This window comes from Streptomyces sp. NPDC002580, assembly GCF_042889485.1.
Classification (GTDB): domain Bacteria; phylum Actinomycetota; class Actinomycetes; order Streptomycetales; family Streptomycetaceae; genus Streptomyces.
On sequence record NZ_JBIAQZ010000009.1, the window covers coordinates 375,380 to 397,110 of the forward strand.

At 72.5% G+C, this 21,731-nt stretch carries 21 protein-coding genes; 10 read left to right on the plus strand and 11 right to left on the minus strand.

The genetic code is table 11. The annotated features are described in order from the left end of the window. Positions 1-21: 21 nt before the first annotated feature. The 3 genes from ACFYW7_RS27640 to ACFYW7_RS27650 form a co-directional block, all read right to left on the minus strand. Positions 22-759, minus strand: coding sequence for a DUF4142 domain-containing protein (locus tag ACFYW7_RS27640; RefSeq protein ID WP_389507052.1), 738 nt, complete (start codon positions 757-759; stop codon positions 22-24). Between the two features lie 229 nt (positions 760-988). Then, positions 989-2,362 (minus strand): cryptochrome/photolyase family protein, encoded by a 1,374-nt coding sequence (locus ACFYW7_RS27645; RefSeq protein ID WP_389507054.1) that lies wholly within the window; start codon positions 2,360-2,362, stop codon positions 989-991. A 76-nt stretch (positions 2,363-2,438) separates the two neighbouring features. Beyond that, positions 2,439-3,968, minus strand: coding sequence for an SDR family oxidoreductase (locus ACFYW7_RS27650; protein WP_389507057.1), 1,530 nt, complete (start codon positions 3,966-3,968; stop codon positions 2,439-2,441). 154 nt (positions 3,969-4,122) lie between these two features. Here ACFYW7_RS27650 and ACFYW7_RS27655 point away from each other — a divergent pair, with 154 nt between their 5' ends. The 3 genes from ACFYW7_RS27655 to ACFYW7_RS27665 all read left to right on the plus strand — a co-directional run bounded on the left by ACFYW7_RS27655 (position 4,123) and on the right by ACFYW7_RS27665 (position 7,403). Continuing rightward, positions 4,123-4,644 (plus strand): MarR family winged helix-turn-helix transcriptional regulator, encoded by a 522-nt coding sequence (locus tag ACFYW7_RS27655; protein WP_389507059.1) that lies wholly within the window; start codon positions 4,123-4,125, stop codon positions 4,642-4,644. 191 nt (positions 4,645-4,835) lie between these two features. After that, on the plus strand, positions 4,836-7,013 hold the full coding sequence (locus ACFYW7_RS27660) for an MMPL family transporter (RefSeq protein ID WP_389507061.1): 2,178 nt from the start codon (positions 4,836-4,838) through the stop codon (positions 7,011-7,013). A gap of 222 nt (positions 7,014-7,235) precedes the next feature. Next, a complete protein-coding gene (locus tag ACFYW7_RS27665; protein ID WP_389507063.1) occupies positions 7,236-7,403 on the plus strand; it encodes a hypothetical protein in 168 nt (55 codons plus the stop codon). Between the two features lie 221 nt (positions 7,404-7,624). On the opposite strand, the gene ACFYW7_RS27670 is transcribed toward ACFYW7_RS27665, so the two are convergent. Continuing rightward, on the minus strand, positions 7,625-8,611 hold the full coding sequence (locus ACFYW7_RS27670; RefSeq protein WP_389507065.1) for a hypothetical protein: 987 nt from the start codon (positions 8,609-8,611) through the stop codon (positions 7,625-7,627). 178 nt (positions 8,612-8,789) lie between these two features. Here ACFYW7_RS27670 and ACFYW7_RS27675 point away from each other — a divergent pair, with 178 nt between their 5' ends. The 3 genes from ACFYW7_RS27675 to ACFYW7_RS27685 all read left to right on the plus strand — a co-directional run bounded on the left by ACFYW7_RS27675 (position 8,790) and on the right by ACFYW7_RS27685 (position 11,074). Continuing rightward, positions 8,790-8,873, plus strand: a complete 84-nt coding sequence (locus tag ACFYW7_RS27675; RefSeq protein ID WP_358855171.1) for a putative leader peptide — start codon at positions 8,790-8,792, stop codon at positions 8,871-8,873. A 412-nt stretch (positions 8,874-9,285) separates the two neighbouring features. Next, positions 9,286-9,840 (plus strand): NADPH-dependent FMN reductase, encoded by a 555-nt coding sequence (ssuE, locus tag ACFYW7_RS27680; RefSeq protein ID WP_389507067.1) that lies wholly within the window; start codon positions 9,286-9,288, stop codon positions 9,838-9,840. Between the two features lie 91 nt (positions 9,841-9,931). After that, positions 9,932-11,074, plus strand: coding sequence for an LLM class flavin-dependent oxidoreductase (locus tag ACFYW7_RS27685; RefSeq protein WP_389507069.1), 1,143 nt, complete (start codon positions 9,932-9,934; stop codon positions 11,072-11,074). 113 nt (positions 11,075-11,187) lie between these two features. Here ACFYW7_RS27685 and ACFYW7_RS27690 read toward each other — a convergent pair whose 3' ends face one another. Then, the gene (locus ACFYW7_RS27690; protein WP_389507071.1) at positions 11,188-12,240 is read right to left on the minus strand and encodes an acyl-CoA dehydrogenase family protein; all 1,053 of its coding nucleotides are present in this window, start codon (positions 12,238-12,240) and stop codon (positions 11,188-11,190) included. A gap of 103 nt (positions 12,241-12,343) precedes the next feature. Here ACFYW7_RS27690 and ACFYW7_RS27695 point away from each other — a divergent pair, with 103 nt between their 5' ends. Both ACFYW7_RS27695 and ACFYW7_RS27700 read left to right on the plus strand, forming a co-directional pair. Beyond that, positions 12,344-12,697, plus strand: coding sequence for a YciI family protein (locus ACFYW7_RS27695; protein WP_389507073.1), 354 nt, complete (start codon positions 12,344-12,346; stop codon positions 12,695-12,697). Beyond that, positions 12,697-13,896: an RNA polymerase sigma factor gene (locus ACFYW7_RS27700; protein WP_389507075.1), complete on the plus strand. Its 1,200-nt coding sequence runs from the start codon at positions 12,697-12,699 to the stop codon at positions 13,894-13,896. The genes ACFYW7_RS27695 and ACFYW7_RS27700 overlap by 1 nt, the downstream gene beginning before the upstream one ends. Positions 13,897-13,919: 23 nt before the next feature. Here the strand turns inward: ACFYW7_RS27700 and urtE are convergent, their stop codons facing one another. The 5 genes from urtE to urtA form a co-directional block, all read right to left on the minus strand. Continuing rightward, complete coding sequence (gene urtE / locus ACFYW7_RS27705) at positions 13,920-14,612, minus strand: urea ABC transporter ATP-binding subunit UrtE (RefSeq protein ID WP_389507077.1); 693 nt, start codon at positions 14,610-14,612, stop codon at positions 13,920-13,922. Beyond that, positions 14,612-15,415 carry an urea ABC transporter ATP-binding protein UrtD gene (gene urtD / locus ACFYW7_RS27710; protein ID WP_389507080.1) on the minus strand — a complete coding sequence of 268 codons (804 nt, stop codon included), beginning with the start codon at positions 15,413-15,415 and terminating at the stop codon, positions 14,612-14,614. Before urtD ends, urtE begins: the two co-directional genes overlap by 1 nt. After that, positions 15,412-16,527: an urea ABC transporter permease subunit UrtC gene (urtC, locus tag ACFYW7_RS27715; RefSeq protein WP_389507082.1), complete on the minus strand. Its 1,116-nt coding sequence runs from the start codon at positions 16,525-16,527 to the stop codon at positions 15,412-15,414. The genes urtD and urtC overlap by 4 nt, the downstream gene beginning before the upstream one ends. Next, the gene (urtB, locus tag ACFYW7_RS27720; RefSeq protein WP_389507084.1) at positions 16,524-17,420 is read right to left on the minus strand and encodes an urea ABC transporter permease subunit UrtB; all 897 of its coding nucleotides are present in this window, start codon (positions 17,418-17,420) and stop codon (positions 16,524-16,526) included. Before urtB ends, urtC begins: the two co-directional genes overlap by 4 nt. 61 nt (positions 17,421-17,481) lie before the next feature. Then, positions 17,482-18,738 carry an urea ABC transporter substrate-binding protein gene (gene urtA, locus ACFYW7_RS27725; RefSeq protein WP_389507086.1) on the minus strand — a complete coding sequence of 419 codons (1,257 nt, stop codon included), beginning with the start codon at positions 18,736-18,738 and terminating at the stop codon, positions 17,482-17,484. A gap of 508 nt (positions 18,739-19,246) precedes the next feature. Between urtA and ACFYW7_RS27730 the strand changes: the two genes are divergently transcribed. Next, positions 19,247-19,531 carry a hypothetical protein gene (locus ACFYW7_RS27730; RefSeq protein ID WP_389507088.1) on the plus strand — a complete coding sequence of 95 codons (285 nt, stop codon included), beginning with the start codon at positions 19,247-19,249 and terminating at the stop codon, positions 19,529-19,531. Between the two features lie 161 nt (positions 19,532-19,692). After that, positions 19,693-20,715 carry a zinc-dependent alcohol dehydrogenase gene (locus ACFYW7_RS27735; protein WP_389507090.1) on the plus strand — a complete coding sequence of 341 codons (1,023 nt, stop codon included), beginning with the start codon at positions 19,693-19,695 and terminating at the stop codon, positions 20,713-20,715. 151 nt (positions 20,716-20,866) lie between these two features. Here the strand turns inward: ACFYW7_RS27735 and ppk2 are convergent, their stop codons facing one another. Next, positions 20,867-21,670, minus strand: coding sequence for a polyphosphate kinase 2 (ppk2, locus tag ACFYW7_RS27740; RefSeq protein ID WP_389507092.1), 804 nt, complete (start codon positions 21,668-21,670; stop codon positions 20,867-20,869). Positions 21,671-21,731 lie beyond the last annotated feature (61 nt).

A 21,731-nucleotide genomic window follows, 5' to 3' on the forward strand; every position in this document is an offset into this window, starting at 1 on the left:
CGTACCTGTCGCCGGGGTCGGTCAGCCCACCGTCGGCGACGGCGAGGGCTTCGCGGAGACCGAGCCGCTCCCGGGGGGCGGCGTCAGGACGAGCGTCGGCTCGCCCGCTCCCGGCGGGGGCGGCGTCAGATTGTCCTGGGGCATCTTCGGAATGGTCGTCTCCTGGATGATCACCTGTTCGAAGTCGACCAGTCCGGTCTTCTCCATCACGGAGATGTGGTCCAGCACGGTGTCGTTGGCCTGGTCGGCGAGCTGCCGCACGAGGGTGTTCTCCGTCGACGCGCGGATCTTCGCGACCGTCGAGAAGATCTGTCCGTGGGTGATGCGCAGGATGTTCGCGAAGTCGGTGTCGAACTTCGTGCCGGAGTCCGCGGTCAACGTCGCCACGAAACCCTGCTGTTGCGGGGAGGGCTTGTTGGGCAGCGTGATGCCGAGCTGCTTGGCGATCTTCCGGGAGGTGTCGTCGAGCCCGGCGTGGCCCGAGATCAGGTGCTCTCCCGCGGTACGGACCGCCGGTATGGTCCCCTTCTCCAGGGCCAGTTGTCCGACCGGGTACTCCCACAGTCCCGCCGCCCGCACCTTCACGACGAAGTCGCGGTCGGCCTCGGTCAGCGGCCCCGACGAGGGATTGGCGATGATGTTCGTCGAGGTGGGGGTCGACGTCGACACCCCGAGCATGGCCGGATAGGCGAGCGCGGCGAGGGTCAGGGTCAACGCGCCGGCCACGAAGAGTGTTCCCGCGTTCCGTGCAATGCGCATTGAGCAGCCTCCTGGGGCGGGGCGGCGACCCGGAGTCGTCGACTTCGGTCGGCCGCGCGGGGGATCCGGTACGGACGGACCCGGTACGAGTGGTTCGGACGATCACCATTACGTCGGCAAGTGGTCAAGGAAACCTCTATACCGAGTAAAATCCCTGCCAGTTCTACTCGGTCGCCGGGGCATTTGACCAATCGGACGCGTACAGGCCCCCCGGCCACGCCGTAGTCGCTCAGTCGAGGCCCCGCGCCCGCCTGAACCGTGCCAGTCCCTCGGACAGCTCGACGATCGGTTCGGGATAGGCGAGGGCCGCGCGGTCCGGGTCCCTCAGCTTCCACGGTTCGTGCACCGCACGGCCCGCGACGTCCGCCAACTCGGGGACCCAGCGCCGGACATAGACCCCGTCCGGGTCGAACCGTCTGCCCTGGACCACCGGATTCAGGACCCGGTTCGGCCGGCTGTCCGTGCCCGTTCCCGCCATCCACTGCCAGTTGAGCTGGTTGTTCGCGACGTCGCCGTCCACCAGCAGTTCCAGGAAGTGCCGGGCCCCGACCCGCCAGTCCACGTACAGCGTCTTGGTCAGGAAGCTCGCGGTGAGCAGGCGGCCCCGGTTGTGCATCCAGCCCTCGTGGCGCAGCTGGCGCATCGCGGCGTCCACCACCGGATAGCCGGTGCGCCCCTCCCGCCACGCCTCGATGTCGTCCCGGGCCTCGGCGGCCGGACGCCAACGGTCGTGCTTGGTTCGGTAGTCGGCACCGGACGCGTCCGGCCGGGCGGACAGCACCTGGTGGTGGAAGTCCCGCCACGCCAGCTGGCGCACGAACGCCTCGGCGCCGGGGCCGCCCGCGGCGGCCGCCCGGTGGACCAGCTCGACCGGCGACAGCGTGCCGAAGTGGAGATGGGGGGAGAGCCGGGAGGTCGCGTCCCCGGGCAGGTCGTCGTGGCGGTCCTCGTACGCCCCGATCCCGTTGCGCAGCCAGGCCGTGACCCGCCTCCGCGCCTCCGTCTCACCACCCGTGTCCAGCCCCGGCGACACACCGGCCACATCGCGGCGGGCGGGGACCTCCTCCGAGTCCACACCGTCCGGCACCCGGACGACGCGGGGAGCGGCGACCGCGTCCCGCAACGGGTGCCGCGCCCACCGGCGGTGGTACGGCGTGAACACGGCGAAGTGCTCGGAGGCCGCCGGAGTGACCGCGCCGGGGGCGTGCGCGGTGATCACCGTGTCGTGGACGTGGAGACGGCATCCCGCCGCCTCCAGCGCGGTGCGCAGCCGTTCCTCCCGGCGGTGCGCGAACGCGCTGACTCCCGCCGCCATGTGCACCTCGTCGGCGTCGGCCTCGGCGACGGTCCTCACCGCCTCGGCCACCACGTCGCCGGAACGCACCACCAGCCGGCCGCCGCGCTCGCGCAGCCCCCGGTCCAGATCCGCCAGACAGTCGGCGAGGAAGGCCATCCGGTTGGGGGCGGTGAACCCGGCCTTCGCGACGCCGTCGTCCCGGACGAACAGTGGCACCACCGCGTCGGAGCCGTCGAGGGCGGCCCGCAGCGGCGGGTGGTCGTGCAGGCGCAGGTCCGAGGTGAACAGGACGATCGCGACGGTCATGGCGGGGCTCCGGGGCGGGTCTGCGAGGGGACGGCGTCGAGCTGCTTCCGCCGGGGCGGCCCGCGCGGATGCGGGGTCACCGGGTGAGCGCGGGTTCCTCCCGGCTGACGGGAGCGCCCCCGCTTGCGGCCTTCGCGATGTTGCGGGCCATGCCGCCGAACACCACGGAGTGGAACGGCGAGACGCTCCACCAGTACAGATGGCCGAGCAGCCCGTGCGGATGGAACAGGGCCCGCTGCCGGTAGCGGGTACGTCCGTCGTCCGTCACCTCGGCGTGCATCTCCAGCCAGGCCAGGCCCGGCAGTCTCATCTCCGCGCGCAGCCGCAGCAGCCGCCCCGGCTCGATCTCCTCCACGCGCCAGAAGTCGAGGGAGTCGCCCACCCGCAGCCGGGCGGCGTCCCGGCGCCCGCGCCGCAGCCCCACCCCGCCCACCAGCCGGTCCAGCCGGCCGCGCACGGCCCACGCCAGCGGGAAGGAGTACCAGCCGTTCTCGCCGCCGATGCCCTCGATCACCCGCCAGAGCGCCTCGGGTGACGCGTCCACCGGCAGCTCGCGGAGGTCGGTGTAGAGACTGCCGCCGGCCCAGTCGGGGTCGGTGGGCAGCGGGTCGCTGGGCGTTCCGGGGTACGAGGCCGACGACCAGCGGGTGGTCACCTGGGCGTCGCGCACCCGCTGCAGTGCCAGGGTCACCGACGCGTCGAAGCCGATGGGCCGGCCCGGCGGATCGGGAACGTACCGGGCGATGTCGTGCTCGCGGCACACGACCTCGTGGCGCAGCGACTCGGTGAGGGGGCGCGCGATGGACGCGGGCACCGGCGTGACCAGCCCGACCCAGTGACTGGACAGCCGGGGGGTGAGCACCGGCACCGGGAAGATGAGTCGGCGGGGCAGTCCGGCGATGACCGCGTACCGCCGCATCATCTCCAGGTACGTCAGGACGTCCGGGCCGCCGATGTCGAAGGCGCGGCTGACCTCGGCGGGCATCCGGGCGCTGCCGACCAGGGTGCGCAGCACATCGCGTACGCCCATCGGCTGGATGCGGGTACTCACCCAGCTCGGCGTCACCATCACCGGCAGCCGCTCGGTCAGATAGCGCAGCATCTCGAAGGAGACCGAGCCGGAGCCGATGATCACCGCGGCGCGCAGCACGGTGGTCGGCACCCCCGACTCCAGCAGGACGCGGCCCACCTCGGCCCGCGACCTGAGATGCGGTGACAACTCCTCTTCCGGTACACCCTCCGGAGTGAGGCCGCCCAGGTAGACGATGCGCCGCACGCCCGCCGCGCGGGCCTGCTCGCCGAAGATCCGGGCCGCCTCCCGGTCGGTCTTCTCGAAGTCGTGGCCCGAGCCGAGGGCGTGGACGAGGTAGTACGCGATGTCGCAGCCACGCATCGCCTCGGCGACGGACGCGGCGTCCGTGACGTCCGCGCGCACCACCTCCGCCTGCCCCGCCCAGGGGTAGTCGCGCAGCTTGGCGGGGGAGCGGGCCAGACAGCGCACCCGGTACCCCTCGGCCAGCAGTTCCGGGACCAGCCGGCCGCCGATGTAGCCGGTGGCGCCGGTCACCAGACACCTCGGGCCGGTGGGGGTGTCGTCCTCGCTCATGGCTCCTCCGTCGGTCTCCGCCGTTCGCCCCCGCCGCCCACCCTCTCCTGATCCTTCCCCGCGGGCGCGGCCCGCGGATGCGCCGGACGGGACGGGCCGCGCCCGCGGGCCGCCCGTACGGGGGACGCACCGCCGGCTTCTATAGGCTGATCGCGTGGCCACACGAGACGACCGTGACAACCGGACGGGTGAACCGGACTCCGACACGGACCGGGAGCCCGGGCGACCCGTGACGACGGATCTCCAGGCCTTCGCGGTGCAGCTGCGCCGCATGAACGGCGAGATCAACCGGCTGGTCCACGGCTTCGCCGGGGAGCACGGACTGCACGCCACGGACGTGCAGGCGCTCGCCGCGATCCTCGACGCGTCCGAACCGCTCACGCCCGGCCGGCTGCGCGAGCACCTCGGACTCACCTCGGGCGCGGTCACGGCCTGCCTGGACCGGCTGGAGCGCGCGGGCCACATCCGGCGCGTGCGGGAGAGTCCGGACCGCAGGGTGGTCCACCTCCACTACGTCCCCGACGCCAGATCGGCGGCGCGCGCGCACTTCCGGCCGCTCGCCGAGGTGACCGCGACCGTGCGGTCCGGCTTCAGCGAGGAGGAGTTGTCGGTGGTCCTGCGCTTCCTGACGGTGATGAACGAACAGCTGTCCGGCGTGCGGCCACCGGGGCGCTGAACCGCACGCCCGCGGGTCCGTGCGGGCATCCGTGCGCCACCGCCCCGTCATGTCCCCGCTACGTCCCCGCACGGTGCATCCGGGTGGGCGCCGTGGCCGGAAGTGCGGGCGTGGTCTACGATCCTGCCGAGATATCTCAATGATTGAGATTCTTTCTCATTGAGACACCTGCCCGTGAAATCTGGAGAGCGATGTCCATCACCCCGCGACGAGCCCTGTGGCTGATCCCTGTCGTCCTGCTCGTGGCCTGGCTCGGCATCGGCGGCACCCTCGGCCCCTACGCCGGCCGGCTCGGCGAGGTCGCCACCAACGACCAGGCCGCCTTCCTGCCGCGCAGCGCCGAATCCACGAAGGTGGTGGCCCAGCAGCGCGCCTTCCGTCAGGCCGAGACACTGCCCGCGATCGTCGTCTGGACCGTGGACGGCGACGGTTCCGCGGCCGGCGCCAAGACCTCCGCCGCGACCGGAGCGCTCGCCTCGCTCTCGGGCACCCCCGGCGTCGTCGGCGCCGCCTCGCCCGCCCGGCCGTCGGAGGACGGCAAGGCCCTGGAAGGCGTCGTCCAGCTCAGGCCCGACCTCGGCAAGGAACTGCCCGACGCCGTGCAGCGCGTCCGCGCAGCCGCCGAACGCGTCCCGGGAACGACCGTACGGATCGCCGGACCGGCGGCCACCCAGGCCGACCTCGGCGACGCCTTCGCCGGGATCGACGGCCTGCTCCTCGGCGTCGCCCTGGTGACCGTCCTGGTGATCCTGCTGCTCGTCTACCGCAGCGTGCTGCTGCCGTTCCTCATCATCCTCGGGGCGGTGTTCTCGCTCGGTCTCGCCTGCGCCGTCGTCTACGTCCTCGCCGACCACGACGTCGTGCGCGTGGACGGTCAGGTCCAGGGCATCCTCTCGATCCTCGTGATCGGCGCCGCGACCGACTACGCCCTGCTGCTGACCGCCCGCTTCCGTGAGGAACTCGCGGCGGGCGCCGACCGGTTCACGGCCGTCCGGGCGGCCCTGCGCCAGTCCTGGGGAGCCATCGTCGCGAGCGCCGGCACCGTCGCCCTCGGACTGCTGGCCCTGCTGCTCAGCGATCTGACGAACAACCGGGCACTCGGCCCGGTGGGCGCCATCGGTGTCGTCTGCGCCGTCCTGAGCTCACTCACCTTCCTGCCCGCCGTCCTGGTGCTGCTCGGCCGCGCCGCCTACTGGCCGGCCGGGCCCCGCCCGGTGGCCGACGCGCGGACCGGCGACGCGCGGACGGCCGGCGCGCGCACGGCGAGCGGCATCTGGAACCGGGTCGCGGACCTGGTCGACCGCGCGCCGCGCAAGGTCTGGGCGATCGCCCTGGCCGGTCTCCTCGCCTGCGCCGCCTTCGCGCCCACCCTCACCGCCAAGGGCGTCCCCCTGGACGAGATCTTCGTCAACGACGCCCCGTCCGTCGCCGCGCAGGAGACCCTCGGGCGGCACTTCCCCGGCGGCTCCGGGAACCCCGCCGTGATCATCACGGACGCGGACCGCGTCACCCAGGTCACGGCCGCGGCCCGCGCGACCGAGGGCGTCGCGTCGGCCGCGGCCGTCACGGAGTCCGGGCGGCCCGGCGGGGGAGAGCCCCGGGTCGTCGGCGGCCGGGCGCGCGTCGACGTCACCCTGCGGTCCGCCGCCGACAGCGACGCCGCCAAGGACGCCGTCGCGCGACTGCGCGAGGCGGTGCACGCGGTGCCGGGCGCCGACGCGCTCGTGGGCGGCTACACGGCCCAGCAGTACGACACCCGTCAGACCGCCGAACGCGACCGCGCGCTCATCGTGCCCGTGGTCCTGGCCATCATCCTCCTCATCCTGATCGGCCTGCTCCGCTCGTTGCTGATGCCGGTCCTGCTGGTGGCCACGGTGGCCCTCAACTTCCTCGCCACCCTCGGCATCTCGGCCCTCGTGTTCCGGTACGGGTTCGGCTTCACCGGCACCGACGCGTCCGTGCCGCTGTACGGCTTCGTCTTCCTGGTGGCCCTCGGAGTCGACTACAACATCTTCCTGATGTCCCGGGTCCGTGAGGAGTCGCTGCGGCACGGGGTGCGCCAGGGCGTGCTGCGCGGACTCGTCACCACCGGCGGCGTGATCACCTCGGCGGGCGTGGTGCTCGCCGCGACCTTCGCCGCCCTCGGCGTGATCCCGCTGGCCTTCCTCGTCCAGATCGCCTTCATCGTCGCCTTCGGCGTCCTCCTCGACACCTTGGTCGTGCGCTCGCTGCTGGTGCCCGCGCTGGTCCGCGACATCGGCCGCCGCGCCTGGTGGCCGGGGACGCTGAGCCGCGAGCCGGAGCGCGGACAGGAGCGCGAACCGGAGTCCGAGCCGGTACTCCACGGGGGTGAACGCGTCGAGGCGTGAGACGGCCTCGCTCGGCAGGGCCCGCCCGCGCGAACCGCGCGGGCGGGCCCTGCCCGTTGCGGCCGCGGTCGCCCCCCCCGCCGCTGGGCCCGGGCCTCCGCGTCGACGGCACCGCCGACGGGTGGCGCGCGAAGCCGACATGGTGCGGCGGAATCCGGGCAAGCGGATCCCACGGGACTCGTCGCCGCGGGTCCGAGGTCGCAGCTGGAGGTGTCTGCCGTCATGGGCACAAAGGTGCTGGAACGATTTCCCGCCGGGGCTCCGCGTGGATCCTGGACCGCCGAGGAGTACGCGGCGCGACGCCGGACCGAAGGGGTGGCGGCGACGGTCGTGATGGACCTGAAGTCCGACGCCTTCCTCGTGGTCGCGCCGATCGGCGACGAGGACTGAGGCGGACCCCCCGCGACCGGAGTCGGCCCCGCCCCTCCGGCTCGCCTGAACCGGAGCTTCGCCCGCCCGGCGCACCTGGAGCCGGTCTCGCCCGGCTCGGAGCCTCGGCCCGCCCGGCGACCGGAGTCGGCCCCGCCCGGCCCGGCCCGCACGGCCCGGAGCTTCGGCCCGCCCCGCGGGCCGGGCCGGGGACGTGCGTGCGCCGTGCTCCGGACGGGCCGTCACCCCAGGGGCGTACCCGCCGTCGCGGTGACCCGTCCGGCCCGTGCCGGCCGGGCCCCGGTCGGCAGGACCCGGGTGAGAGGCTCGGGGTCGTCGGCGCGGGCGACACGCGTGGGCCGGGTGGTGAGGCCGACCCGTGGGCCGCGGGCCCGGACGTCCCCCGGCGCAAGGACGTGATCCGCGGGGCCGGACGGTGCCGCACCGGAGGAACCGGCGCCGGCCGCCGGGGGAGCGGACCCCGCCGACGCGGAGCGCGCGGGCGGCGCTCCGGTGAACACGAGGCCGGACACCGCGCCCCAAAGGAACCGGACCTGGCGTCGTCGCGTCGGCCGGGCGGGTCCGGTCCGCACCGCGCAGGCGTCGAACTCCCGTGATCCGAGCAGGGTCCGGGCCGCCCGGCCCGCCGACGCGGCGATCCGGGCCGCCGACCCGAGGGCACCCTCGGGGTCGGTGACCCCCGCGGCGCGGAGCAGCGTCGCGATCGCCGCGTCCGTCCGGTCGTCGACGCCGCGCGGGACGAACGCGGCGCGCGCGGCGGCCGTCGAGTCGAGCGGGGTCCGGCCCGGCGCGCGCCCCTTCGCGTACCCCGCTTGGGAGAACCGCCGGAATCCCCAGACGACGGGCAGCACGGGAAGCGGGGTACGCGGCGGCGCCAGCGGGTGGGACCCGCCGCGCGGCGGACTTCCCCATGCCGGCGCCGGGCGCGGGACACGGTCGTCCGGCCGGTCCCGCCGCGCGACGGACGGGCGGGGGGTGCCGCGCGGTGGCCGCGGGTGAGGCACGGGGTCCCGGTCGGGGGAGCCCGGCAGCGAGCGCTGCACGAGCGAGTGGGCCAGGAGGACGCGCCGGTGCCTGCTCAGCGAGGGAGGCAGGGTGAGGTAGGCGAGCCGCACCAGCTGGCCGTACTCCTCGAGGAGGGCGGGCTCCGCCCGGTCGAGCGTGGTCCGCTCGGGTCGGACCGAACGCGGAGGCAGGGACAGGGGCATGGGACGGATGCCTTCCGAAGGAACTGACGTCGTGTCACGCCGCTCAGTCAAACGAGTGACTCTTCGGATGGTCACAGAACCGGCCCTCCCGTCACCGCGTTCGCCGGGGTGGTCCGGGATGCGAGACCGGTCCGCCGTTCCTTGACTGTCCGGACCAGGGGCTGCGACGATCGACGGCATGAAGACACGACTGGACCTCACGCGGCGACGCCATGTCGACCTCGCGCGTGTCTCCAGTTCCTTCTGTTGCCGCGAAGTCTGACGATCCCGACGGCGGGGCCTCCTTCTCGCGGGCCGTTCCGCCCCCGGTGATCCTCTCCCCGCCGTGAATCGGCGTCCTTCCCCGTATCGCGTCCGCCCGCGTCCGTGTCTCACCGCCCGGACCACGGTCGAACTCCCGGAACCCTTCCGTCGTCGAGCGGCGGCCCCGACCGTCGCCCCGCCGCCCGCGGTGCGTGCGATCGAGGCCCGACTCCCTTGACGGGGGCACGAGTTCGTCGCGACACCGGGTCGACCGCGACCGCGACGCCCCGTCCGCGTACCCCATGTCCTTCCGCCCGGCGGCGTGCCCGCCCGGACCCGCTCACCGGGTCCCGGGCGGAACCCCGCCCACGAAGTCCGCCCGGAACCCCGCCCACGCAATCCACGCGGAACCCGCTCATGAAAGAGGACTCATGGCCACCGTCCTGTCCGTCTCCGGCAGTCCCTCGGTCTCCTCCCGCACCGCCAGGCTCCTGCGTCACCTCGACGCCCGGCTCGCCGCGCAGGGCCACGAGGTGATCCCCCTCGACGTCCGTACGATCCCCGCCGAGGCCCTGCTCGGCGCTGACTTCCAGCACCCCGCCATCGTCGAGGCGACCGAGTTGTTCGCCCGCGCCGACGGGGTGGTCATCGGCACCCCCGTCTACAAGGCCGCCTACTCCGGAGTTCTCAAAGCCCTGCTCGACCTGCTCCCGCAGTACGCCCTGGCCGGGAAGACCGTGCTGCCGCTGGTGACCGGGGGCAGCACCGCCCATGTGCTCGCCCTCGATTACGCGCTCCGCCCGGTGCTCAACTCCATGGGCGCGGCCCACATAGTGCAGGGCTGGTTCACCCTCGACAAGGACATCACCACGGCACCGGACGGAAGTGTCGCCGTGGCGCCGGGCGCGGCCGAGGCCCTGGCCCAGGTGGTCGACCAGTTCTCGGCGGTCCTGGGGCGCACCTCCCTGCTCGCGGTGGCGGGTTGACGCCGACGGCCTCCGAATGGCCTTCTACCGAGCCGAGTTGTCAGCCGTAACCACCGTCCGCCCGTCCGGCCCCTGATCGGAGAACACCGTCGTGTCCCTGACCTTCCACTGGTTCCTGCCCACCAACGGAGACAGCCGGCATGTCGTCGGCGGTGGCCACGGCTCGCCCGCGACCGCCTCCGGTCAGGACCGGCCGCCGACGGTCGCCTACCTGAGCCAGATCGCCCGGGCCGCGGAGGACCTCGGGTTCGTCGGTGCGCTCACCCCCACGGGTGCCTGGTGCGAGGACGCGTGGCTGACCACCGCGATGGTCAGCCGGCACACCGAGCGTCTGAAGTTCCTCGTCGCGTTCAGGCCCGGCTTCGTGTCGCCCACCCTCGCCGCGCAGATGGCCTCCACCTTCCAGCGGCAGAGCGGCGGACGCCTGCTGCTCAACGTCGTGACCGGCGGCGAGAGCCACGAGCAGCGTGCCTACGGCGACTTCCTCGACAAGGACGCCCGGTACCGGCGTACCGGCGAATTCCTCGGGATCGTCAGGGACTTGTGGGACGGCAAGACGGTGGACCTGTCCGGCGAGCACCTCCGGGTCGAGGACGCCCGGCTGGCCCGGGTCCCCGACCCGGTCCCCGAGGTCTACTTCGGCGGTTCCTCGCCCATCGCCGGTGAGGTCGCCGCCCGCCACGCCGACGTCTACCTCACGTGGGGCGAACCACCCGCGCAGGTCGCCGAGAAGATCGCCTGGGTGCGCGGGCTCGCGGAGCGGGAGGGACGGACCCTCCGGTTCGGCGTCCGGCTGCACGTCATCACCCGCGACACCTCCGAGCAGGCCTGGGCCGAGGCGCGACGGCTCCTCGACGGCTTCGACCCGGAGACCGTGCGGTCCGTGCAGGCGGGGCTCGCCCGCAGCGAGTCGCAGGGCCAGCGAAGGATGCTCGCGCTGCACGGCGGCGGCCGGGACGGCCTGGAGATCCACCCCAATCTGTGGGCCGGCATCGGGCTGGTGCGCGGGGGCGCGGGCACCGCACTGGTCGGCAGCCACGAGGAGGTCGCCGAGCGGATCAGGGAGTACCACGCCCTCGGCATCGACGAGTTCGTGCTCTCCGGCTACCCGCACCTGGAGGAGGCCTACTGGTTCGGCGAGGGCGTCCTGCCCCGCCTCGCCGCGACGGGCCTGTGGCGGCACCCGTTCACGCCCGCGCCCGCGACCGCGTCCCAGGTGCCCTTCGCCGGCTGAAGGCCCCCACCGACAGCCCGACCGGGGTGCCGGGACCCGGCACCCCGGTGACCGGGCCACCCGGATCTCCGGATCTCCGGATCTCCGGATCTCCGGTGAGCTGGAGGGCCTGATCACCCCGGGGACCCCAGTGACCCCAGGTGTGCGGCGCGCACCTGGGCGGTCTGACCCTGCACCAGCAGGAACATCCCCTCGCGGGCCAGCCGCTGGGCGGGGCTGCGCAGGTCCATCGCCCGGCCGCCTCCCGCCACGACCGCCGCCGTCGTGGCCGCCCGCAGCACGTCGTACGCCCGTGTCTTGCACGCCAGGCGCTCGTCGACGCGCTCGGTCGGCACGGGGTGGTCGGCGAGTTCGTACGCCTGCCCTCGGACCGCGTCGAGACGCTCCCGCAGAGCGGCGGCGGTCTCCTTCGCGGAAGCGTCGCCCTCCAGCAGGCGGATCGCCGCCGCCGCGACCCCGAACACGGCCGGTGAGGCGTTGGTGTTCTTGGGCCGGTCGGTGACCGCCCATGACGCGTACGGGGTGCGCAGTGCCACCGCGTCCTCGGGCAGCCACAGCCCGTCCAGCTCCAGCGAGACCGTCCGGGACGCGGTGAGCGCGGCCAGCCGCATCGGCGGGGACGGGCGCAGCCCCGGCTGTTCCCGCGCCTCGGTGAACGCGAACAGCGCCTCGTCCGCGTCCGTCACCCCCGCCAGCAGCATGACGTCGTTCAGCCCCCAGCCCGTGTACCAGGGGACCTTCCCGTCGAAGCGCCACCCGCCGCGCTCCCTGGTGACCCGCACGGGAACCCGCGGGTGCGCGCGCAACTGGGCGTAGGCGACCCCGGAGAGCAACTCCCCGCGCGCGAGCGGGCCGAGCAGGCGCTCCCGGACGGGAAGGACGCTCGCCGCCAGGGTCGTCACCGGGGTGTGGTGCTGGGTCTGCACGAACCAGGTCGAGCAGCACGCGCCGGCCAGGATCTCCGCGGTCTCCCTGACCACGGCGGCGGGCGCCGCCGACCCGCCGTACCCGACCGGGGCGCTGATCCCGAGCAGGCCCGAGCGCTTGACCGCCTCGACGCTGCTCGCGGGTATGCCGTCCTGGTCGACGCGCTCCGCTCGGGGCGCCAGCACATCGGCCGCCAGTCTCCGTGCCGCGGTGACGAGCGGATGCGGTGGAACGGTCATCGACGGAATCTCCCGCTGTCGTCGTGGCGTGTGTCGATCCGGCGCGCTCTCGTTCGTGTAGTCAGTGAGAAGGCGAGCGACGGAACACCCGGAAGGACACGTCATGAAGTACTACCTGTTGAGCGTGATGCAGCCGCAGGGCGAGCCGCCCGCGCCCGAGGTCCTGGAAGAGATCATGCACAACCTCGAGGTGTTCCACGCGGAGCTCCGCGAGGCCGGTGCCTGGGTGTTCGCCGGCGGACTGCACGCGCCGGACACGGCCACCGTGCTGCGGGCCCGGGACGGGGACGTCCTGGTCACCGACGGGCCGTACACGGAGAGCAAGGAGTATCTGGGCGGGATCTGCCTGGTCAAGGCACCCGACCTCGACGCCGCGCTCCTGTGGGGCCGCAAGGCGACGCTGGCGACCACCCTCCCCGTCGAGGTACGGCCGTTCACGCACGAGGCCGAGGACTGATGCCGGTCGGCGGCGCCGACGTCGAGGCCGTCTTCCGCGCCGAGTACGGCCGGGCGGTCGCCGTCCTGATCCGCTTCCTCGGCGACATCGACCTCGCCGAGGAAGCGGTCCAGGACGCGTTCACCACGGCCCTGGCGAAGTGGCCGGAGACTGGCGTACCGCCGAGCCCGGCCGGCTGGATCATCACCACGGCCCGCAACCGCGCCGTCGACCGGCTGCGCCGCGAGTCCACGCGCACGGCCCGGCACGTCGAGGCCGCCCGGCTGCACGCCCCGGAGGAACCGGTGGAGGAGGGTCCCGTGCGCGACGACCGGCTCCGGCTGATCTTCACCTGCTGCCATCCCGCGCTCGCCCCCCAGGCCCAGGTCGCCCTCACCCTGCGGCTCCTCGGCGGCCTGACCACCCAGCAGATCGCGCGAGCCTTCCTCGTCCCCGAGACCACGATGGCCCAGCGGATCGTCCGCGCCAAGGCCAAGATCCGCGACGCCGGCATCCCCTACCGCGTCCCGCGCGACGCGGACCTGCCGGACCGGGTCAGAGGAGTGCTGGCCGTCGTCTACCTCGTCTTCAACGAGGGGTACGGCGGCCGTGCGGACCTCTGCGCCGAAGCGGTGCGCCTCGGGCGCCTCCTCGTCGAACTCATGCCGGACGAGCCCGAGGCCCTCGGCCTGCTCGCGCTGATGCTGCTCGTCGAGGCCCGCCGGCCCGCCCGCACGACCGCGGGGGGCGAGCTGGTCCTCCTGGCCGACCAGGACCGTACCCGGTGGGACCGGGAGCTCGTCGCCGAGGGACAGGACCTCGTCCGCCGCTGTCTGCGCCGCGACCGGCCGGGGCCGTACCAGATCCAGGCCGCGATCAACGCCGTCCACAGCGACGCGCCGACCGCGGCCGCCACGGACTGGGGCCAGATCCGCCGGCTGTACGACCAGCTCATGGACCTCGCCCCCAGCCCGGTCGTGGCACTCAACCGGGCCGTCGCCGTGGCGGAGACCGAGGGACCCGAGACCGCCCTCGCCCTCGTCGACGAGCTCGACCTCGACACCTACCCCGCCTTCCACGCCGTACGGGCGGATCTGCTGCGCAGGCTCGGACGGCGCACCGCGGCCGTATCGGCGTACGACGCTGCCATCACGCTGACCGGAAGCGCGCCGGAACGCGCCCACCTCGAGCGGGCCAGAGGGACCCTCGCGAGCAGCTGACAGCGTGTGAGCCACGGGGAGGCTCACACGCTGAGCGCCTCCCGTACCGCCCGTTCGGCGTCCTGGCCGCCCGCGCCGGACGACGTGACCCGGCCCGCCTCCAGGACGTAGTAGCGCTGCGCCGCCCGCATCGCGAAGCCGACGTGCTGCTCGACCAGGAGCACCGACAGACCGCCCCGGGCGGTCAGCGCGAGAATCGTCTCCTCGATCTCGGCGACCACGGAGGGCTGGATGCCCTCGGTGGGCTCGTCCAGAAGAAGAACCCGAGGCTCCGTCACCAGGGCGCGGGCGATGGCCAGTTGCTGGCGCTGGCCCCCGGAGAGCAGGCCCGCGCGGCGGCCCGAGAGGGCGCGCAGCGCCGGGAACAGGTCCAGCGCCCCGGCGACCGCCTCCTTACCGCGCCGCCGCCCGTCCGCGACCAGCTGGAGATTCTCGGCGGTCGTCAGGTGCGGGAAGGCCTGCTGGCCCTGCGGGACGTACGCCATACCGCGTGCCACCCGCTCGTGGGGTTTGCGGCGGGTGATGTCCTCGCCGTCGAGGCGGACGGAGCCGCTCTGCGGGTCGAGTAGTCCGACGGCCGCTCGCAGGAGGGTGCTCTTGCCCGCGCCGTTGTGCCCGAGCACCGCCGCCACCCCGTCCCTGGGCACCTCGACGGAGACCCCGTGCAGCACGAGACTGCGGTGGTAACCGACATGGACGGTGTCGATCTCCAGCATCACGCCTCCCGCGCGGCGGCCGGTCCCGGCACGCTCGCCGCGGGGTCCCCGGTGGCCGTATGGCCGAGATACACCTGCTGCACCTTCGGATCCGCCTGCACCTCGGCCACCGTCCCCTCGCTCAGCACCCGGCCCGCGTGCAGCACGCTCACGCTGCGCGCGAAGGAGCGCATGAAGTCCATGTCGTGCTCGATGACGACGACGGTCCGCTCCTGGCTGATGAGCTCCAACAGCTCGCCGGTGGACTGTCGTTCGTCGTGGCTCATGCCGGCGACCGGCTCGTCGAGCAACAGCAGCCGCACGTCCTGCACGAGCAGCATGCCGATCTCCAGCCACTGTTTCCGGCCGTGCGCGAGCGTCCCGGCCGGACGGTGGGCGAAGCCCGTCAGGCCCACCGTCTCCAGGGCACGCGCCACGGACTCGGGCACGTCCCTGCGGCGGCGCAGCATCGTCAGCGCGCCCCGCCCGGCACCCGCCGCGATGTCCAGGTTCTGAAGGACCGTCAACTCCTCGAAGACAGTGGCCGTCTGGAAGGTGCGGCCGATTCCCGAGCGGGCGATGCGGTGCACGCTGCGGCCGAGAAGGTCGGCCCCTTCGAAACGCACCGACCCCGTCGCCCGCACCAGTCCGGTGACCGCGTCGACCAGAGTCGTCTTGCCCGCGCCGTTCGGCCCGATCAGAAAGCGCAGATCACCCGGCCGCACGTCGAGGTCCACCCCGTCGACGGCGGTGAAACCGTCGAAGGTCACCCGCAGCCGCCGAATCTCCAGACCCGCCGGCGCACTGTCCGCGAACTCCGTCATGCCGTGTCTCCAGCCGGTCCTCGGTTCGCCCGGTACCGCCGCGCGATCCCGGCCAGAGAGGCGAGCCCGCCCGGCAGGAACGCGAGGGCGACGATGAACAACAGGCCCTGGAAGTAGGTCCAGGCCGCCGGGAACTCCTCCGACAGGGCCGTCCTGGCCCAGGCGACGCCGATCGCCCCGAGCACAGCGCCCGCCAGGCTCGCCCGGCCGCCGACCGCGGCGCCGATGACGAGCTCGATCGACGGCACGATGCCGACCAGCGCGGGGGAGATGATGCCGACGGCGGGCACGAACAGCGCCCCCGCGAGACCGGCCATGCCCGCCGCGACGACGTACGCGACGAGCTTCACGTTCGCCGGGTCGTACCCGAGGAAGCGCACCCGTTCCTCCGAGTCCCTTACGGCGACGAGGAGTTCGCCGTAGCGGCTGTGCATCAGCTGACGGGCCAGCGCGATCAGCAGGAGCAGCACCGCGGCGATGACGAAGTACACCATCCGCTGGTTGACCGGGTCGTTCAGGTCGTAGCCGAAGAAGCCCTGGATGTCGGTGAGTCCGTTGGTGCCGCCGGTCGTGTCCTGCTGGCCGATCAGCCAGATCGCGAAGGCCGCGGCGAGCGCCTGGCTGAGGATGGCGAAGTAGGCGCCCTTGACCCGGCGCCGGAAGACGAACGAGCCGAGGATCGCGGCTACGGCCATCGGCAGCAGCACGGTCGCAGCCAGAGCGAACGCCGGATTCGCGAACGGCCGCCACCACCACGGGAGTTCGGTGGCGGTCCCGTAGAGCTGCATGAAGTCGGGGAGGCCGCCGGGTCCGGCGTCCGCGATTTTCAGGTGCATGGCCATGGCGTAGCCGCCCAGCCCGAAGAACACTCCTTGGCCCAGCGTCAGCAGGCCGCCGCGCCCCCAGGCCAGACAGATGCCGACCGCGGCCATGGCCGTGCACAGGTACTTGGCGAGCAGCCCGAGCCGGAAGTCGGACAGGGCGAGCGGGGCGACCGCGAAGAGCGCGACGGCGGCCAGGGCGAAGCCGGCGCCGGACCGCAGGGACGCGAACCTGCCTCGGCCGCCTGGTAGTTGCCCGGCCTTCGGGGGCAGGGGAGCGGTCGTGGTCATACGAGACTCCTCGTGCGCAGCGTGTACAGGCCCTGGGGCCGCCACTGGAGGAACGCGACGATGGCCACGAGGACCAGCACCTTCGCGACACTGACGGTGGTGGAGTACTCCAGGACCGACTGCAGCGCGCCCAGGACGAAGGCGACGATCACGCTGCCCCTGAGCTGTCCGATGCCGCCCACCACGATCACCAGGAAGGCGTCGATGATGACGTTGGTGCCCATCGTCGGTCCGATCGGACCTACGAGGGTCAGCGCGACCCCGGCGACCCCGGCGAGCCCGGAGCCGATGAAGAAGGCGGTGCGGTCCACGCGGCCGGTGGAGATCCCGGACACCTCCGCCAGGTCCCGGTTCTGCACCACGGCGCGGATCCGCCGCCCGAGCGGGGTCAGCCGCAGGGTCAGGGACAGCGCCACGACCGCCGCGACGGCGAGCCCCAGGATGAACAGTCGGCTGCTGGCGAAGGTGAGCGGGTCGGCGCCGCCGATGACCGTGACGTTCCCGGTGAGGACATCGGGTGCGCGGGTCTGCACATTCGATGCCCCGAAAATGTCACGGGCGAGCTGCTGAAGCATCAGCGAGACACCCCACGTGACAAGAAGGGTGTCGAGGGGACGGAGGTAGAGCCGGCGAATGAGCAGCCATTCCAGCAGCGCGCCGAGCGCCCCCGACACGAGAAAGGCGACGGGCAGCGCGACGATCAGCGAAATTCCCGCACCGGAAACGGACTTCTGCAGGACGTACGTGGTGTAGGCGCCGGCCATGATGAACTCGCCGTGGGCCATGTTGATGACATTCATCTGGCCGAAGGTGAGCGACAGGCCGAGCGCGATGAGGAGCAGGACGGCACCGATGCTGACGCCGGTGAACAACTGCCCGAGGATCACGGTCATACGGCGGCTCCGGGGAGTCGGGACGCGGGGCCTGTGCGCGCAGGCCCCGCGCGACGAGTGGTCAGGAGAGGCCGGAGGCCCAGTCGTAACCCTTCAGGTAGGGGTCCGGTTCGATCGGCTTGCCGGAGTCCCAGACCTGTTTGATCAGCCCGTCGGAGCCGATCCTGCCGATGCGGGCGGTCTTGTAGATGTGCTGTGTCGCGCCGTCCACCGTGACCTTGCCCTCGGGGGCGTCGAAGGTGATGCCGTCGGAGGCCGCCTTGACCTTCTCGGGGTCGAACGACTTCGCCTTCTCGACCATCGCCTTCCACAGGTAGACCGAGGTGTACGCGGCCTCCATCGGGTCACTGGTCGGCTTGTCCTGGCCGTACTCGGACTTGTAGGCCTTCACGAACTCGGTGTTCGCGGCCCCCGGGGTGGTCTGGTAGTAGTTCCAGGCCGTCAACTGGCCCGCCAGGTACTGCGCCCCGATCGACTTGACCTCCTCCTCGGCGATCGACACCGAGACCACCGGCATGCTCCTGGCGGTGAGGCCCGCGGACTTGTACTCCTTGAAGAAGGCCACGTTCGAGTCGCCGTTGAGGGTGTTGAAGACCGCGTCCGCCTTCGACGCCTTGACCTTGTTGGCGATCGTGCCGAACTCCGTGGAGCCGAGGGGCGCGTAGTCCTCGCCGAGCACCTTCATGCCGTTGGCCTTCGCGTACGCCTTGATCTCCTTGTTGGCGGTGCGCGGGAAGACGTAGTCGCTGCCGACCAGGTAGATCCGCTTCCTGCCCTGGGACTTGAGGTAGTCGAGGGCCGGGACGATCTGCTGGTTGGTGGTGGCGCCGGTGTAGAAGATGTACGGGGACTGCTCGAGACCCTCGTACTGCACGGGATAGAAGAGCAGCGACTTGTTCTTCTCGAAGACCGGCTTGACGGCCTTGCGGCTCGCGGAGGTCCAGCAGCCGAAGGTGGCCGCGACCCGGTCCTCCCGGATCAGCTTGCTCGCCTTCTCGGCGAACGTCGGCCAGTCGGAGGCACCGTCCTCGCTGATCGGTTCGATCTGCTTGCCGAGCACTCCGCCCGAGGCGTTGATCTCGCCGATGGCCAGCTTCAGCGAGTCGCGTACGGTCACCTCGCTGATCGCCATCGTGCCCGACAGCGAGTTGAGCAGGCCCACCTTGACGGTGTCGCCGCTCACGTCCGCCTTCGCGGCCTTGTCCGAAGTACCGCCTGCGTCGGTCTTGGCGCCGCACGCGGTGAGCGCGACGACCGCCGCGAGCGCGGTGGCACCCGCCGCGATCCCGCGACGGAAGATTCGGGAACCGTTGGACAATAGAACCCCCTCGGGCTGTGGAGGAGACGACCTCCTGAAAGTGCGGTCCACAGCCTCAAGTCGGCCGGTTTCCAGGGTGTTTCACGGCACTTTCCCGGCCGTATATTCCCGCTCTCAGGTGGGGCTCGCGGGAGTGAACGGGCGGGCGGCAAAGAATGCGCGGAGCTGAATTCGGCGTCCGAATTCATGAACGCCCAAGGCGTTCTGAACCGGGAGATCCAGGCGTGGTGGCCGGGGCCGAGCGACGGGGCCGACGAACCGCGCGGCCGCCGCCGGAGCGGCCGGCTGACACTCTCCGCGCGGCGGGCGAGCGCTCAGGGCTCTGACGAGCACGGCTCGCGGAAAGCGATGGCGCGGACCCGGAACGCGAGGCCGGATAAAAGGTTGGCGCGTACATCGAACTGGGGTCGGTCCGTGAGTCCGACCGCGGAGCGGGTTCGCGCGGCCGCCCGCCGGCCCGCGCCCCCTCCAGCGCCCGGGCGGGCCCCACGTGGGCCGACCGTTGCCCATGGCCTGGCTGCCCGGGATCGGACCGGCCGTGATCGCCGGGGTCGCGCTGCGAATCTCCGCGGTTGCGGGCATGGTGACGATGGGACTGGTGCGGGTTGCCGAGTGGCTGCCCGCCCAGCGCCTGTCCGACGGCTCGCCGAGCAGGTCGGTCGCTCCGATCGTCGACCGCCACCCCGTCCACGCCGCCCTCCTGATCGTCCTGGCGCTGGCCTTCGGCGGCGACACCTCGGCGCCGGCAGGCTCTGGGCCGAACTGCCGGCCGTCCGCGCGGGCAGTCGGTTGAGCCGGCTGCCGCAGGGGCGGGGCTCCGCTGGGGACTCCGTCCCCCTGACGGCCCTACGGCCCCCCCGTGGGCGAACGGTCCCCGCAGGGGATCGGCGACCTTCACGGGCCGCCCTGGACCGAGCACCGATCACGGCCCGATCGCGCAAGGAGAGACATCCCATGAAGGCAGCAGTCGTACGAGCGTTCGGTGAACCGCTGGTCATCGAGGACCGGCCCGACCCCGAACCCGGCCCCGGCCAGGTCCGTATCCGGGTGGAGGCCTCGGGGCTCTGCCACACCGACATCCACGCGGCCCAGGGCGACTGGCCCGTCAAGCCGAGTCCGCCGTTCGTCCCCGGACACGAGGGCGTCGGTCTGGTCGAGGCACTGGGCGACGGGGTCACCCATCTCACGATCGGGCAGCGGGTCGCCGTGCCCTGGCTCGGCCGGGCGTGCGGACGGTGCGAGCACTGCCTCTCCGGCTGGGAGACGCTGTGCGAGCAGCAGATCAACACCGGTTACGGGTGCGACGGCGGCTACGCCGAGAAGATGCTCGCCTGGGCCGACTTCGCCCAGCCCGTGCCGGAGGGGATCTCCCCGCTCGACGCCGCCCCGCTCACCTGCGCCGGAGTCACCACGTACAAGGCGCTGAAGGTCGCCGACGTCAGGACCGGCCAGCTGGTCGCCATCTCCGGCGTGGGCGGACTCGGTCACCTCGCCGTGCAGTACGCGAAGATCGCCGGGGCGACCGTCGCGGCGATCGACGTCACCGACGAGAAGCTCGAACTCGCCCGCGAACTCGGCGCCGACATCGTCATCGACGCCCGCGAGGAGGACCCGGGAGAGGTGCTCAAGCGGCACGGCGGCGCGCACGTCGCGATCGCGCTCGCGGTGAACGAGGCCGCCTTCTCCGCGGTGTACACCGGGCTGCGACGCGGCGGGAAGCTCGTCCTGGTCGCGATGCCGGCGCAGGGCACCATCGAGGTCCCGATCTTCGAGACCGTGCTGAACGGCACCTCCGTGATCGGTTCCATCGTCGGGACCCGGCAGGATCTGACGGAGGTGTTCGACCTGCACGCCGCTGGCAGGACGAGAGTCATCCGCGAGTCCCGGCCGCTCTCCTCCGTCAACGAGTCCATCGACGAGGTGCTGCGCGGCCGGATCCAGGCCCGGATCGTCTTCGACTTCGGCGTGGCGAGCTGATCACGGGGTACCGGCCCTTAACGGGGCGGCGACGGTTCCGCACCGGGCGTGAACGCGGCGGACCGCGCCCGGTGCTGAGGAGGCCATGACGTACGGACCGCCGCCGCACCCGGTCTGGTGACCGTGCCGCGTGGCCACCGCGCCGAGTGGCTCAGAGGCCCGCCGTGTGATCGGGGACGAAGGTCTGCAGATCACGCGGCGGGCGCACGTAGCCTGTCGAAGGCGGCCTGCGGGGCAACTCCAGGACCGGCGGCGGGACCTCGTGGTAGGGAACGGAGGCGAGCAGATGGGCGATCATGTTCAGCCGCGCGCGGCGCTTGTCGTCGCTCTCGACCACGAACCACGGCGCCTCCACGATGTCCGTGTGCACCAGCATCTCGTCCTTCGCCCGGGAGTACGCCTCCCACCGGGTGATCGACTCCAGGTCCATGGGGGAGAGCTTCCAGCGCCGCGTCGGATCGTCCAGCCTGCGCCGGAACCGCTTCTGCTGCTCCGCGTCGCTCACCGAGAACCAGTACTTGTGCAGCAGAACGCCCGCCTCCACCAGCATCCGCTCGAAGATCGGGCACTGCCGGAGGAAGAGCTGATGCTCCTCCTTCGTGCAGAAGCCCATGACGTGCTCGACCCCGGCGCGGTTGTACCAGCTCCGGTCGAACAGCACGATCTCCCCGGCGGCCGGCAGATGCTCCACGTACCGCTGGAAGTACCACTGGGTGCGCTCGCGCTCGGTCGGCTTGGGCAGCGCCACGATCCGCGCGACGCGCGGATTCAGGAGTTCCGCCACCCGCTTGATCGTGCCGCCCTTGCCTGCCGCGTCCCGGCCCTCGAAGACCACGACCACGCGGGCGCCCTCGGACCGCACCCACTCCTGAACCTTCACCAGTTCCGCCTGCAGCCGGAGCAGCTCCTGCTCGTACACCGCGCGCGGCAGTTTCGCCGTCTTCTTCTCGGCCATGCCGCCTCCTCCGCCCGACGGCGCCTCGCGCGAGGCGCCCCGTCGACCCGTCTCGCCGACG

Bases quoted from the DNA above. Each gene is read 5' to 3' on its own strand.
- ACFYW7_RS27640 (WP_389507052.1), bottom strand. From the start codon at position 759: ATGCGCATTGCACGGAACGCGGGAACACTCTTCGTGGCCGGCGCGTTG.
- ACFYW7_RS27645 (WP_389507054.1), bottom strand. From the start codon at position 2,362: ATGACCGTCGCGATCGTCCTGTTCACCTCGGACCTGCGCCTGCACGAC.
- ACFYW7_RS27650 (WP_389507057.1), bottom strand. From the start codon at position 3,968: ATGAGCGAGGACGACACCCCCACCGGCCCGAGGTGTCTGGTGACCGGC.
- ACFYW7_RS27660 (WP_389507061.1), top strand. From the start codon at position 4,836: ATGTCCATCACCCCGCGACGAGCCCTGTGGCTGATCCCTGTCGTCCTG.
- ACFYW7_RS27665 (WP_389507063.1), top strand. From the start codon at position 7,236: ATGGGCACAAAGGTGCTGGAACGATTTCCCGCCGGGGCTCCGCGTGGA.
- ACFYW7_RS27670 (WP_389507065.1), bottom strand. From the start codon at position 8,611: ATGCCCCTGTCCCTGCCTCCGCGTTCGGTCCGACCCGAGCGGACCACG.
- ACFYW7_RS27675 (WP_358855171.1), top strand. From the start codon at position 8,790: ATGAAGACACGACTGGACCTCACGCGGCGACGCCATGTCGACCTCGCG.
- ssuE (WP_389507067.1), top strand. From the start codon at position 9,286: ATGGCCACCGTCCTGTCCGTCTCCGGCAGTCCCTCGGTCTCCTCCCGC.
- ACFYW7_RS27690 (WP_389507071.1), bottom strand. From the start codon at position 12,240: ATGACCGTTCCACCGCATCCGCTCGTCACCGCGGCACGGAGACTGGCG.
- ACFYW7_RS27695 (WP_389507073.1), top strand. From the start codon at position 12,344: ATGAAGTACTACCTGTTGAGCGTGATGCAGCCGCAGGGCGAGCCGCCC.
- ACFYW7_RS27700 (WP_389507075.1), top strand. From the start codon at position 12,697: ATGCCGGTCGGCGGCGCCGACGTCGAGGCCGTCTTCCGCGCCGAGTAC.
- urtE (WP_389507077.1), bottom strand. From the start codon at position 14,612: ATGCTGGAGATCGACACCGTCCATGTCGGTTACCACCGCAGTCTCGTG.
- urtD (WP_389507080.1), bottom strand. From the start codon at position 15,415: ATGACGGAGTTCGCGGACAGTGCGCCGGCGGGTCTGGAGATTCGGCGG.
- urtC (WP_389507082.1), bottom strand. From the start codon at position 16,527: ATGACCACGACCGCTCCCCTGCCCCCGAAGGCCGGGCAACTACCAGGC.
- urtB (WP_389507084.1), bottom strand. From the start codon at position 17,420: ATGACCGTGATCCTCGGGCAGTTGTTCACCGGCGTCAGCATCGGTGCC.
- ACFYW7_RS27730 (WP_389507088.1), top strand. From the start codon at position 19,247: ATGGCCTGGCTGCCCGGGATCGGACCGGCCGTGATCGCCGGGGTCGCG.
- ACFYW7_RS27735 (WP_389507090.1), top strand. From the start codon at position 19,693: ATGAAGGCAGCAGTCGTACGAGCGTTCGGTGAACCGCTGGTCATCGAG.
- ppk2 (WP_389507092.1), bottom strand. From the start codon at position 21,670: ATGGCCGAGAAGAAGACGGCGAAACTGCCGCGCGCGGTGTACGAGCAG.